Source organism: Streptomyces sp. NPDC029044 (assembly GCF_040637495.1).
Lineage (GTDB): Bacteria > Actinomycetota > Actinomycetes > Streptomycetales > Streptomycetaceae > Streptomyces.
In genome coordinates this window covers 25,013-37,229 of the sequence record NZ_JBEZWN010000003.1, presented here as the reverse complement: position 1 = coordinate 37,229, position 12,217 = coordinate 25,013, and the positions used below count along the sequence as shown (strand labels likewise).

9 protein-coding genes and 4 tRNA genes are annotated in these 12,217 nt (G+C 68.9%); 4 read left to right on the top strand and 9 right to left on the bottom strand.

Annotated elements, in window-relative coordinates; translation table 11 throughout:
- The first annotated feature begins 10 nt into the window (after positions 1-10).
- Positions 11-1,078, top strand: a complete 1,068-nt coding sequence (gene purM, locus AB0E85_RS03575) for a phosphoribosylformylglycinamidine cyclo-ligase (protein ID WP_361922003.1) — start codon at positions 11-13, stop codon at positions 1,076-1,078.
- Between the two features lie 83 nt (positions 1,079-1,161).
- On the opposite strand, the gene AB0E85_RS03570 is transcribed toward purM, so the two are convergent.
- Entirely contained in the window at positions 1,162-1,407 is a 246-nt protein-coding gene (locus tag AB0E85_RS03570; RefSeq protein WP_030251636.1) for a DUF3073 domain-containing protein, read from the bottom strand.
- A 307-nt stretch (positions 1,408-1,714) separates the two neighbouring features.
- A complete protein-coding gene (locus tag AB0E85_RS03565; protein ID WP_361922001.1) occupies positions 1,715-2,821 on the bottom strand; it encodes a Glu/Leu/Phe/Val dehydrogenase dimerization domain-containing protein in 1,107 nt (368 codons plus the stop codon).
- A gap of 223 nt (positions 2,822-3,044) precedes the next feature.
- Here AB0E85_RS03565 and AB0E85_RS03560 point away from each other — a divergent pair, with 223 nt between their 5' ends.
- Both AB0E85_RS03560 and bldC read left to right on the top strand, forming a co-directional pair.
- Positions 3,045-3,890, top strand: coding sequence for a hypothetical protein (locus tag AB0E85_RS03560; RefSeq protein WP_361921999.1), 846 nt, complete (start codon positions 3,045-3,047; stop codon positions 3,888-3,890).
- 599 nt (positions 3,891-4,489) lie between these two features.
- The gene (gene bldC / locus AB0E85_RS03555) at positions 4,490-4,696 is read left to right on the top strand and encodes a developmental transcriptional regulator BldC (protein ID WP_003949541.1); all 207 of its coding nucleotides are present in this window, start codon (positions 4,490-4,492) and stop codon (positions 4,694-4,696) included.
- A gap of 462 nt (positions 4,697-5,158) precedes the next feature.
- On the opposite strand, the gene AB0E85_RS03550 is transcribed toward bldC, so the two are convergent.
- The 7 genes from AB0E85_RS03550 to AB0E85_RS03520 all read right to left on the bottom strand — a co-directional run bounded on the left by AB0E85_RS03550 (position 5,159) and on the right by AB0E85_RS03520 (position 11,757).
- Positions 5,159-5,350: a DUF6274 family protein gene (locus tag AB0E85_RS03550; RefSeq protein WP_361921997.1), complete on the bottom strand. Its 192-nt coding sequence runs from the start codon at positions 5,348-5,350 to the stop codon at positions 5,159-5,161.
- Between the two features lie 155 nt (positions 5,351-5,505).
- A tRNA-Asp gene (locus tag AB0E85_RS03545) sits at positions 5,506-5,580 on the bottom strand.
- 93 nt (positions 5,581-5,673) lie between these two features.
- Positions 5,674-9,618, bottom strand: a complete 3,945-nt coding sequence (gene hrpA / locus AB0E85_RS03540) for an ATP-dependent RNA helicase HrpA (protein ID WP_361921995.1) — start codon at positions 9,616-9,618, stop codon at positions 5,674-5,676.
- Positions 9,619-9,821: 203 nt separating this feature from the next.
- Positions 9,822-9,895: transfer RNA gene (locus AB0E85_RS03535), tRNA-Phe, on the bottom strand.
- Positions 9,896-9,919: 24 nt separating this feature from the next.
- Positions 9,920-9,994, bottom strand: a tRNA-Asp gene (locus AB0E85_RS03530).
- Positions 9,995-10,029: 35 nt separating this feature from the next.
- A tRNA-Glu gene (locus AB0E85_RS03525) sits at positions 10,030-10,102 on the bottom strand.
- 80 nt (positions 10,103-10,182) lie between these two features.
- On the bottom strand, positions 10,183-11,757 hold the full coding sequence (locus tag AB0E85_RS03520; protein ID WP_361921993.1) for a metallophosphoesterase: 1,575 nt from the start codon (positions 11,755-11,757) through the stop codon (positions 10,183-10,185).
- Between the two features lie 83 nt (positions 11,758-11,840).
- Here AB0E85_RS03520 and AB0E85_RS03515 point away from each other — a divergent pair, with 83 nt between their 5' ends.
- Positions 11,841-12,191 carry a metallopeptidase family protein gene (locus tag AB0E85_RS03515; RefSeq protein ID WP_361922381.1) on the top strand — a complete coding sequence of 117 codons (351 nt, stop codon included), beginning with the start codon at positions 11,841-11,843 and terminating at the stop codon, positions 12,189-12,191.
- Positions 12,192-12,217: the final 26 nt, after the last annotated feature.

The following is a 12,217-nucleotide window of genomic DNA, read 5'->3' as shown; positions in this document are numbered from 1 at the left end:
TCTTATCGTCATGCCTGACACAACTGGTGCCAGCTACGCAGCCGCGGGCGTCGACATCGAAGCGGGCGACCGCGCCGTCGAACTGATGAAGGAGTGGGTGAAGAAGGCCCAGCGCCCCGAGGTCCTCGGCGGCCTGGGCGGCTTCGCCGGCCTCTTCGACGCCTCCGCCCTGAAGAACTACGAGCGCCCCCTGCTGGCCTCCGCCACGGACGGCGTCGGCACCAAGGTCGACATCGCCCGCCAGCTGGGCGTCTACGACTCCATCGGCCACGACCTGGTCGCCATGGTCATGGACGACATCGTGGTCTGCGGCGCCGAGCCGCTGTTCATGACCGACTACATCTGCGTCGGCAAGGTCCACCCCGAGCGGGTCGCCGCCATCGTCAAGGGCATCGCCGAGGGCTGTGTGCTCGCCGGCTGCGCCCTGGTCGGCGGCGAGACGGCCGAGCACCCGGGCCTGCTGGGCGAGGACGACTTCGACGTCGCCGGCGCCGGTACGGGCGTCGTGGAGGCCGACCGGCTGCTCGGCGCGGATCGCATCCGTACGGGTGACGCGGTGATCGCCATGGCGTCCTCCGGGCTTCACTCGAACGGGTACTCCCTCGTCCGCCACGTCCTGCTGAACCAGGCGGGCCTGGCGCTGGACGCGCACATCGAGGAACTCGGCCGCACCCTCGGCGAGGAACTGCTGGAGCCGACGAAGATCTACTCGCTGGACTGCCTGGCCCTGATGCGCACCACCGAGGTGCACGCCTTCAGCCACATCACCGGCGGCGGGCTCGCCGCCAACCTGGCGCGGGTCATCCCGGACGGGCTGCACGCGATCGTGGACCGCTCCACCTGGACGCCGGCCCCGATCTTCGACCTCGTCGGCCGTACGGGCAGCGTCGAGCGCCTGGAGCTCGAGAAGACCCTGAACATGGGCGTCGGCATGATCGCGATCGTGCCCCAGGAGTCCGTGGACGTGGCCCTGGCGACCCTCACCGACCGCGGCGTGGACGCCTGGGTGGCCGGAGAGATCACGGACCGGGGCGAGCACCCCACCGGTGCCGCCCTGATCGGTGACTACGCGAGCTGAGGCACCGGGGTCGTGATCCTGCACGCAGCACAGAACCCGGTCGGTGACCGAAGTCACCGACCGGGTGAGTGTTCAGTGCAGGGTCAAGCGCCGCGACGATGCTGCGAGGACTGGTCGTCCTCGTCGTCGTCGTCCTCGTAGAGGTCGGCGTACCGTGCGTACAGGTCGTCGTCCTCATCGTCTTCGAACGGCTCGCCGTTAGGCGGCTGCGGATTCGAAGGCGATGCACCCAGCTCCTCAGCCAGGCGTGAGAGGTCAGTCCCACCGCTGTTGTACTTCAGCTGGCGGGCGACCTTCGTCTGCTTGGCCTTGGCCCGGCCGCGCCCCATGGCTCGACCCCCTCAACGACGGGGCTCGACGGCCCCAGAGTCTTGACACGCGTTCATGGTCCGGCACGGACTCTCCGCGGAGAGACCGGTCCGTAGGGCTTCCACGGTACCTGAGCCCGCGCCCATACGGTACGTCGCCCGCATGACGTGCCCGCGCCCAGGACCTTCGAGGCGCCCCGTCCTCGCTGGTCAACCGCGATTTTAACCACTTATCGGCGGTCGACCCGCCGGTAGAAGTGAGAGTTCTCTCTAACTGCCCACCGGCGGGTACCGGCCAAACGTACGAAGCGCCCCGGACGGCCCGGAGTCAGCGCACCCGGCGGGCCAGGGCCGCGTCGTGCATCCGCTGCTCGGCGATCCGGTCGGCCGCCGCGGCCGGCGGAATGCCGTCCTCCTTCGCACGTGCGAATATGGCCAGCGTGGTGTCGAAGATCTTCGACGCCTTGGCCTTGCACCGGTCGAAGTCGAAGCCGTGCAGCTCGTCGGCGACCTGGATGACCCCGCCGGCGTTCACCACGTAGTCCGGCGCGTAGAGGATCCCGCGGTCCGCGAGGTCCTTCTCCACGCCCGGGTGGGCGAGCTGGTTGTTGGCGGCGCCGCAGACCACCTTGGCGGTCAGCGCGGGCACCGTGTCGTCGTTCAGGGCACCGCCGAGCGCGCACGGGGCGTAGATGTCGAGGCCCTCGGCGCGGATCAGGGTCGCGGTGTCGGCGACGGCCGTGACGCCCGTCGGGTGCGCCGCGAGGATCCGGCCCACGGCGTCCTCGCGCACGTCCGTGATGACGACCTCGGCGCCCTCCGCCCGCAGGTGCTCCACCAGGTGGTGGCCGACCTTGCCGACGCCCGCGATGCCGACCTTGCGGCCGCGCAGCGAGGGGTCGCCCCACAGGTGCTGCGCGGAGGCCCGCATGCCCTGGTAGACGCCGAAGGCGGTGAGGACCGAGGAGTCCCCGGCGCCGCCGTTCTCGGGGGAGCGGCCGGTCGTCCAGCGGCACTCGCGGGCCACGACGTCCATGTCGGCGACGTACGTACCGACGTCGCAGGCCGTGACGTAGCGCCCGCCCAGGGAGGCGACGAACCGGCCGTAGGCGAGGAGGAGCTCCTCGGACTTGATCTTCTCCGGGTCGCCGATGATCACGGCCTTGCCGCCGCCGTGGTCGAGACCGGCCATGGCGTTCTTGTACGACATCCCGCGGGCGAGGTTCAGCGCGTCGGCGACGGCCTCGGCCTCGTTCGCGTACGGGTAGAAGCGCGTACCGCCGAGCGCGGGGCCCAGAGCGGTGGAGTGGAGGGCGATGACGGCCTTGAGGCCGCTCGCACGGTCCTGGCAGAGCACGACTTGCTCATGTCCGCCCTGGTCCGAGTGGAACAGGGTGTGCAGTACATCAGCAGGTGCGCCGGTTACGTCGGTCACTGTGGTGACTCCTGAGTAGTTGCGGCGGGTGGAGACCAGCTCCCGTGTGGGTGGCGGGGACTGTTGAGCATGAGATTAGAGCCTGGTTGGCCCCGCCGGCCGCACAGTGCACAGGATCACCTCCGACCGGAGTACACCCGTGCGACGATTTGCATAGATTTCCCGCGCGATCGTGAGTGGGTTCCGCAGGTTTTCGCGGCGGTGCGCGGGGGAGGGAGCAGGCGTGCCCAAGGTGACCTCGGTGATCGTCCCCTACGCGACCTACCTGCGCGTGTACGAACCGCTGGCCGCCTTCCCCGAGCCGGAGCGCAGCCAGTGGGCCCGCTACGCCCGCCGCGCGGACCGGCCGTCGTACCAGGACGAACTCCGGCGCGCTCTGGCCGACTTGGCCCCCACCCCGCCGGTGGCGGTACCGGTGCACGAGAGCGAGGACGCCTTCGTGCTCGACGTCGACGGGGTCGTCTGCGTCTGCCCCTGGCGCACCCGGCTGCGCGGCTGGCTGGCCCTGGACGAGCTCAGCGAGGAGCTGCCCCCGCCGGTCATGGACGCGGTCCTGCCGCCCGTCCTGCGGCGCCAGGCGTCCCAGGACTACGAGCGCTGGCTGGCGATCAACCCGGACGCCCGGCCGTGGATCCGTACGGCCACCTGGCAGGTGCCGATCAACTGGTTCGTGCTGGTCTCCGACGAGGAGCGCGAGTACGACAAGGGCGCCTCCGTCGACAGCCCGCCCGTGCTGCGCTACCGCACGCCCATGGTCCAGGCCCGGCGGCGGGTGGCCCGCGGCCTGCGCGCCCTGAAGGAGGCCATGGACGAAGGGCCGCTGATCGACGGCCTGGTGGACGTCGGCCGCTGGCTGGAGGAGTTCCACCCGCGCTCGCTCGTGGAGCTGGACTACGGCGGCCTGGTGCACGCGGTGCCGGCCGGGACGCTGGAGGACGATCACTCCGCGGCGGACGTGGCCGAGGGCATCGCCGCGCTGCGCAGGGGCGACGGGGCCGCCGCGGGGGCGGCGTACGCCCGGCTCGTGGAGCGGTGGCGTTCCGTGCGGGATCTGCGGTCGGCCAACTGACCCCTGACCTTGATGTCCGTACAGACCGCTCGCAGTCGGTCACGAACTGACGTTTGACGAACCGCCCGATGTGGGGTTTCGTCCTCGCACCGAGTTCCTGAAGCGGGCTGCGCGTCTCCTGAGGCTTCGTCAACAAGGGACGTAGGCCCCGATCCGGGCAGACCTCTCAAGTAGGCCAAGCGTGACGGACTACACGTACGAGGCTCTTGCGTCCCTTGCCCCTCCTCATGCCAAAATAGGACAAGGAGTCCGGGGAGGGCTCCTTCCGTCCCATGATCTTGCACTATGGGCGGAATCTCAGCATTGCACGCTTTGGGGGGTCTCGTGACTTCCTGATCACCCTGTGACTGATCGTCACAGCGGTGTGACTGTCCGCTATGGCATGGTCCATCGGCTTCCGTCGCTGATGAACACCTGGAGGGGCAATTCCATCGGTTTGGCCGACGCGGCTGGACAGATGGTGTAGTTGTAGTGCCGAGGACAAGCCGTTCGTCCTATAACCGACTCGACTCGCGTCCGCCATTTCGGGCAACGCGGGTCAAGGTGCAGAATTTAGAGGAAAGAACCGAGAAGGTTCGGTTCTCCCGAGGAGGCCGCTCATGACCGCTCGCACCCCTGATGCCGAGCCGCTGCTGACCCCGGCTGAGGTCGCCACCATGTTCCGTGTGGACCCGAAGACGGTCACGCGGTGGGCGAAGGCCGGCAAGCTCACGTCGATCCGCACGCTCGGCGGGCATCGGCGCTACCGCGAGGCCGAGGTCCGCGCACTGCTCGCGGGCATCCCGCAGCAGCGCAGCGAGGCCTGAACAACTGAATAACCGGGCAAACCGGCTGGTTCCCCCAACTGGCCGCGGCGTCCGGGCCACAGCTCCAAACGACGCGGGGTCCTGCCCCAACAGGCCCCACGCCCAAGCCGTTCAAGGCTTTCCAGGCATACAGCAGGGTGCGTCGTCGATCGCGCTGGACTCCGCCGGGTCCAGCGCGATCTTTTTTGTGCGCCCGCGATGGTCTGCCGATCCCGCTGTGAGCAGCCCTGTAGGAGCCTGGGGAAGGGTGTCGGATCAGCTGTGTGCGGCACCACCGGCAGGGTGCAATTGCACATATTAAATTGACCCTTTGTAGGCGGGGCGTAAGTACCGCACTTTTCAAAACTCATGCGGTGACACCCGTCACATACCAAGCGGCTTGTTAGCTCCGCCGCAGGTGCGGTAGAGAAGCCACCGCCTCCAGTAGCCCGTCCCCGCACGGGTGTTGAGGCCGCCCGTGGATCACGCCGGTGCCGGGCTCTCGTCCTCCCGGGCCCGGGCCGTGCCCTGAGCGGCACGCGGCGCGGACTCCAGCGCCAGCCGCAGCAGGCGATGGCAGATCGGGCAGTGCCGGGTGAGGTGCCGGTACGACGACGCGGCCGACAGGTGCGCGCGCAGCAGAGCCCGCGTCTCGTGCCTCGCCGCTGCCGCCATGTGCCACCTCCAGGAGGCCGCACGGACGACGGCCCTGGTTCCGGGGTACCGACGGAATGAGGGGGCGTCAAGACGGCGTGTGGGGCGCGGAAGGTCAACGCGGAGGTCAGGGCATGAAAAAGAGCCCGGATCCGAAGATCCGGGCTCTTGCTGTGCGGTCCTGACGGGATTTGAACCCGCGGCCTCCACCTTGACAGGGTGGCGAGCACTCCAAACTGCTCCACAGGACCAGGTTTCGCAGTGCGATTCGTGCGTTGCGCTGCGAGAAGAGACTGTACAGGAGGGTGAGCCCAGGGTCGAACTCACCCTGCGTGCAGCTCCCGTCACGGTGCCGCCGCGTCGATCGCCTTCACGATCCGCTTGTCGGAAACGGGGTACGCCGTGCCCAGCGCGTGGGCGAAATAGCTGACCCGGAGCTCCTCGATCATCCAGCGGATGTCCAGGACCGACGACGGGACCGGCCGGCCCTGCGGCATCTGCTCCAGGAGCCAGGCGTACTCGTCCTGCATCTCATGGACCTTCTGCATGCGCGTGGTGTCCCGCTGGACGTTCGTCGGCATCTGCTGGAGCCGCCGGTCGGCCGCCACCAGGTAGCGCATCAGGTCCGGCATCCGCCGCAGCCCCGCCTCCGTCACGAAGCCGGGCTTCACCAGCGCGTCCAGCTGCCCCCGCACGTCCTGGAGGTTCGCCGCCAGCGCGGGGCTGCGTACGGCCTTCAGACGGCGCTCACAGGCCTGCCAGGCGGCCAGGACCTGCTGCACCTGCCCCACCGTGCGGACCGTCGTGTCGACGATCTCGGCGCGCACCTTGTCGTACAGCTTCCGGTACGACTCCTCGTCCCAGGCGGGCCCGCCGAAGTCCCCGATCAGCTTGTCCGCCGCGGCCATCGCACAGTCGTCGAACAGACCCTGGACCGAGCCGTGCGGATTCGCGGACAGCGCCAGCTTCTGCGCGTTCGTCAGGCGATCGCTCGCGAATTTCGCCGGGTTCACCGGGATGTTGCGCAGGATCAGCCGGCGCGTGCCCTTCCACATCGCCTGCTGCTGCTCGGCCTCCGTGTCGAAGAGACGTACGGAGACCGTGTCGCCGTCGTCGACCAGCGCCGGGTACGCCTTGACCGGCTGACCCGCCCGGCGGGTCTCGAAGACGCGGGTGAGGGTGCCGATCGTCCAGTCGGTCACGCCGGAGCGCTCCAGCAACTCGCCGCCCGAGCGCTCGGCCGTCGCCGCGGCCGCCTGGGAGAGGGCCTTGCGGGCCTTCGGGCGCAGCTTGAGCTTCAGTGCCTCCAGGTCCTTGTCCTCGGCCAGTTTGCGGCGCCGCTCGTCGACGATCCGGAACGTGACCTTCAAGTGGTCGGGGACCTTGGCCAGGTCGAAGTCGTCCGCCTCGAAGGGCACACCCACCATGAGCCGCAGCTCGCGGGTCATCGTCGTGGTGAGGGGCTCCTGGAGAGGAACCGCCCGGTCCAGGAACGCCTTCGCGAAGTTCGGCGCCGGGACGTAGTTCCGGCGGATCGGCTTGGGCAGGGACCGGATCAGCTCCGTCACCAGCTCCTCGCGCAGCCCCGGGATCTGCCAGTCGAAGCCCTCGTCCGTGACCTGGTTGAGGACCTGGAGCGGGATGTGGACGGTCACGCCGTCGGCGTCCGCGCCCGGCTCGAACTGGTACGTCACCCGGAACTTCAGGTTCCCCTGCCGCCACGAGTCGGGATAGTCCGCCTTGGTGACCTCGCCCGCCTTCTCGTTGATGAGCATCTCGCGCTCGAAATCGAGGAAGTCGGGCTGTTCGTGCCGCTTGTGCTTCCACCACGAGTCGAAGTGGGCCCCGGAGACGACGTGTTCGGGGATCCGCTGGTCGTAGAAGTCGAACAGCGTCTCGTCGTCGACCAGGATGTCCCGGCGCCGGGCGCGGTGCTCCAGCTCCTCGACCTCGGTGAGAAGGCGGCGGTTGTCCGAGAAGAACTTGTGGTGCGTGCGCCAGTCACCCTCGACCAGCGCGTTCCGGATGAACAGCTCACGGCTGATCTCCGGGTCGATCCGCCCGTAGTTGACCTTCCGCTGCGCCACGATCGGCACGCCGTACAGTGTGACCTTCTCGTACGCCATCACCGCGGCCTGGTCCTTCTCCCAGTGCGGTTCGCTGTACGTGCGCTTGACGAGGTGCGCCGCGAGCGGCTCGACCCACTCGGGTTCGATCCTCGCGTTGACGCGGGCCCACAGGCGGGACGTCTCGACGAGCTCGGCGGACATCACGAAACGCGGCGGCTTCTTGAACAGGGCCGAACCCGGGAAGACCGCGAACTTCGCGTTGCGCGCCCCCAGATACTCGTTCTTGGCGCCTTCCTTGACGTCCTTCATACCGACGTGCGACAGCAGGCCGGCCAGGAGGGAGACATGGACGCGGTCGGCCGGGGCGTCGTCCTCGTTGAGGTGGATGCCCATCTGCTTCGCGACCGTGCGCAACTGCGTGTAGATGTCCTGCCATTCGCGGATGCGAAGGAAGTTCAGGTACTCCTGCTTGCACATCCTGCGGAACGAGGACGACCCGCGCTCCTTCTGCTGCTCACGGACATAGCGCCAGAGGTTGAGATAGGCCAGGAAGTCGCTGGTCTCGTCCTTGAAGCGGGCGTGCTGCTGATCGGCCTGGGTCTGCTTGTCGGCGGGGCGCTCGCGCGGGTCCTGGATGGACAGCGCGGCGGCTATGACCATGACCTCGCGCACACAGCCGTTCTTGTCCGCCTCCAGGACCATCCGGGCCAGCCGGGGGTCGACGGGCAGCTGGGCCAGCTTGCGGCCGGTCTCCGTGAGCCGCTTGCGCGGGTCCTTCTGCGCCGGGTCCAGGGCGTTCAGCTCCTGGAGCAGCTGGACGCCGTCGCGGATGTTGCGGTGGTCCGGCGGGTCGATGAAGGGGAACTTCTCGATGTCGCCGAGGCCGGCCGCGGTCATCTGAAGGATCACGGAGGCCAGGTTCGTCCGGAGGATCTCCGCGTCCGTGAACTCCGGGCGGGCCTCGAAGTCGTCCTCGCTGTACAGACGGATGCAGATGCCGTCCGAGGTACGGCCGCAGCGGCCCTTGCGCTGATTGGCACTGGCCTGCGAGACCGGCTCGATGGGCAGCCGCTGGACCTTGGTGCGGTGGCTGTAACGCGAGATCCGCGCGAAACCCGGGTCGATCACATACTTGATGCCCGGCACGGTCAGCGACGTCTCGGCGACATTCGTGGCCAGAACGATCCTGCGGCCGGTGTGCTGCTGGAAGACCCGGTGCTGCTCCGCGTGGGAGAGCCGGGCGTAGAGCGGCAGGATCTCCGTGAACCGGTAGTTCTTCTTGGTGAGGGCGTCCGCCGTGTCCCTGATCTCCCGCTCACCGGAGAGGAAGACGAGGATGTCGCCCTTGCCCTCCTTCTGGAGCTCCTCCACGGCATCGGTGATCGCGGTGATCTGGTCCCGGTCGGCGTCGTCGCCGTCCTCCTCCAGCAGCGGCCGGTAGCGCACCTCCACGGGATACGTACGGCCGCTGACCTCGATGATCGGGGCGTCGCCGAAATGCCGCGAGAACCGCTCCGGGTCGATCGTGGCCGACGTGATGACGACCTTGAGGTCCGGACGCTTGGGCAGCAGCTGGGCGAGGTAGCCCAGCAGGAAGTCGATGTTGAGGGACCGCTCGTGGGCCTCGTCGATGATGATCGTGTCGTAGGCGCGCAGCTCGCGGTCGGTCTGAATCTCGGCGAGCAGGATGCCGTCCGTCATGAGCTTGACGAAGGTGGCGTCCGGGTCGACCTGGTCGGTGAAGCGCACCTTCCAGCCGACGGCCCCGCCGAGCGGGGTGTCCAGCTCCTCGGCGACCCGCTCGGCCACCGTGCGCGCGGCGATCCTGCGCGGCTGCGTGTGCCCGATCATGCCGCGTACGCCGCGCCCGAGCTCCAGGCAGATCTTGGGGATCTGCGTCGTCTTGCCGGAGCCCGTCTCACCCGCGACGATCACGACCTGGTGGTCGCGGATGGCGTCGGCGATCGCGTCCTTCTTCTGGCTGACCGGCAGCTGCTCCGGGTACGTCACCCCGGGCACGAGGGCACGCCGCCCGGCCATCCGTTCCTCTGCCCTGCCGACCTCCGCCTCGATCTCGGCGAGCACGGCGGCCCGCGCCTCCGGCTTACGGATCTTGCGCGCACCTTCGAGCCTGCGCCCGAGCCGGTGCGCATCACGCAGGGACAGCTCGGTCAGGCGGGGGGCGAGGGCGCCGAGGGCGGGGGCGGGGTGCGTAGACATACGGGATCCAGGATCTCATCCCGCCGAATTTGATGGCTAACGCTTTTGTCCTGACGCGTACCGGCCCTGGTCGGTACCAGGACGTGCACGCGCCGCTCGGCTGCGAACCGGCCCGCAGCCTGAGCCGGAATTCCCGCTCACAGCAGAAAGAGCCCCTCCCCGAATGCATCGGGGAGGGGCTCAAGCCCTGGTGAGGGCTGTTGTGGCTGGGGCCGGGGTCGAACCGGCGACCTATCGCTTTTCAGGCGATCGCTCGTACCAACTGAGCTACCCAGCCACGAGGTTTCACGTGAAACCTCAGCGGTCCTGACGGGATTTGAACCCGCGGCCTCCACCTTGACAGGGTGGCGAGCACTCCAAACTGCTCCACAGGACCAAGCTTCGTACGACAGTGTCGCACAGGGTGGTGCGTGCCCCCAACGGGATTCGAACCCGTGCTACCGCCTTGAAAGGGCGGCGTCCTAGGCCGCTAGACGATGAGGGCTATCGGCCCGCCTGGGCGCTTCTCAGCGCGTCGGGGACGTGAGAAGCATATGGGATGGCGGGAGCTATCGCCAAAACGGTTTAGGGGGAGGGTGACGGGGTGGTCTCCGTGGGGGTGCTCGGGGAGGGGGTGGCGCCGGGCTGGTTCTCCTTGGGGAGGTGGCGGCTGACCTCGGCCGTCGTGAGGCCGAGACCGCCCAGTTCGATCTCGTCCCAGGCCTGGAGATGGCGGGTGTCCCGGTCGAAGTAGAGGATCGACGCCTCGATGGGGTCGGGGTGCTTGCCCTCGATGGCGCGCAGGCCGCTGCCGCCCGTGGAGCCCTCGATGCGGAGCCGGGTGCCGTACTTGAGGATCTCCATCTCGTCGTGGTGGAGGTGGCCGGCCAGGACGAGGGGGACCTCGCCGTCGACTCCGCGGGCGGCGGCCGGCTCGTGGGCGATGGCGACGTCCACCGGGGTGCCGGCCGCCCTCTGGTCGCGCAGGGCGGTGGCCAGACGGGCGCCGGCCAGTTCCTGGGACTGGCGGGCGCCGATCTGCCGGGAGCGGTCGGGAGTGAACTGCGGGTCGCCGATGCCGGCGAAGCGCAGGCCCTTGATCGTCTTCGCCTTGCCTTCGTCCAGGACGTGCACGTTCTTCAGGCCCTGCAGATAGCGCTGGGTGATCATCGAGTCGTGGTTGCCGCGGACCCAGACGTAGGGGGCCCCGAGGTCCTCGATGGGGTCCAGGAAGCCGTTCTCGGCGGCCGTGCCGTGGTCCATCGTGTCGCCCGAGTCGACGATCACGTCGACCTTGTACTGCTCCACGAGCGAGGCGATGATCTTCCAGCTCGCCGGGTTCAGGTGGATGTCGGAGACGTGCAGGACCCGGATCGTGGAGGGGTCGGGCGCGTAGGCGGGGAGTGTCGAGGTGGCGTCGTAGAGCTTGGTCACGTTGGTGACCAGGCGGGCCAACTCCTTCTGGTAGACGTCGAATTCCGTGACGATGCTGCGGGCGTTGCCGACCAGGGAGGGGGCCGAGGTGAGCAGGCCGGAGAACTTGGGTTCCAGGACGGAGTCGGGGCGCCAGGTGGCGTAGGCGGTGCCGCCCGAGGCGGCGAGCAGGGTGAGGGCGAGGCCGCCGGCGGCCATCGCGCGGCGGGGGCGCCGGTAGACGGCGAGGCCCAGGGCGGTGGCGCCGACGACGACCGCGACGCCGGAGCGCACGGCCAGGTCCAGGGTGCCGCGGCCGACGTCCTCGGTGACCTCGTCCTGGAGGCCGGAGAGGCGTTCGGGGTGGTCGACCAGGGCTTGGGAGCGGTCGGGGTCGAGCTGGTCGACGTTGACGTCGAGCCGGACGGGGGCGATGTGGCTGTTCAGTTCCAGGGCGCCGAGTGGCGAGATGTTGATCTTCGTGCCGCCGGTGAAGGACGGGCGCAGGGTCATGGTGGTGTTCATGGGGCCCACCGGGACCCGGACGTTGCCCACGACCAGCAGGCCCAGCCAGGCGCCGAGGAGGACGACGGCGACGAGTCCCACCGCGCGGGTCCACGGGTGCGGCTGTGCCACGAGCTCGATCGTGGCGGGGGCCTGGCGGGAGCGGTAGTGGCGGGCCAGGGCGCGCGGGGCGTTGCGGATGGGGTTCAGGACGCTCAGGACTGCGGCGGGGACGCGGGCCATTGATCCCGTATGCCCAAGTGCGCGGCCGGATATGCGGCGCCGGGAGGCTCTCGTACGGCGGGGGTGTGGCCGACAATGGGCTGGTGCTGGAGATGACGCGTGAGGAGTTCGAGGAGCTGGTCGCCGAGGCGCTCGACCGGATTCCGCCGGAGTTGACCCGACTGATGGACAACGTCGCGGTGTTCGTCGAGGACGATCCGCCGGCGGACGATCCCGAGTTGCTCGGCCTGTACGAGGGGACTCCGCTGACGGACCGGGGTGAGTGGTACGCCGGTGTGCTGCCGGACCGGATCACCGTCTACCGGAATCCGACGCTGCGGATGTGCGAGTCGCGGGAGGACGTCGTCGCGGAGACGGAGATCACTGTGGTGCACGAGATCGCGCACCACTTCGGCATCGACGACGAGCGCCTTCACGCCCTGGGTTACGGCTGACCGGGTTGTGAATGCGGGGCGCGTGT

Coding starts and splice junctions, on each gene's coding strand:
- purM (WP_361922003.1), top strand. CDS start 11: ATGCCTGACACAACTGGTGCCAGCTACGCAGCCGCGGGCGTCGACATC.
- AB0E85_RS03550 (WP_361921997.1), bottom strand. CDS start 5,350: ATGGCGGCAGCGGCGAGGCACGAGACGCGGGCTCTGCTGCGCGCGCAC.
- bldC (WP_003949541.1), top strand. CDS start 4,490: ATGACCGCTCGCACCCCTGATGCCGAGCCGCTGCTGACCCCGGCTGAG.
- hrpA (WP_361921995.1), bottom strand. CDS start 9,618: ATGTCTACGCACCCCGCCCCCGCCCTCGGCGCCCTCGCCCCCCGCCTG.
- AB0E85_RS03570 (WP_030251636.1), bottom strand. CDS start 1,407: ATGGGGCGCGGCCGGGCCAAGGCCAAGCAGACGAAGGTCGCCCGCCAG.
- AB0E85_RS03520 (WP_361921993.1), bottom strand. CDS start 11,757: ATGGCCCGCGTCCCCGCCGCAGTCCTGAGCGTCCTGAACCCCATCCGC.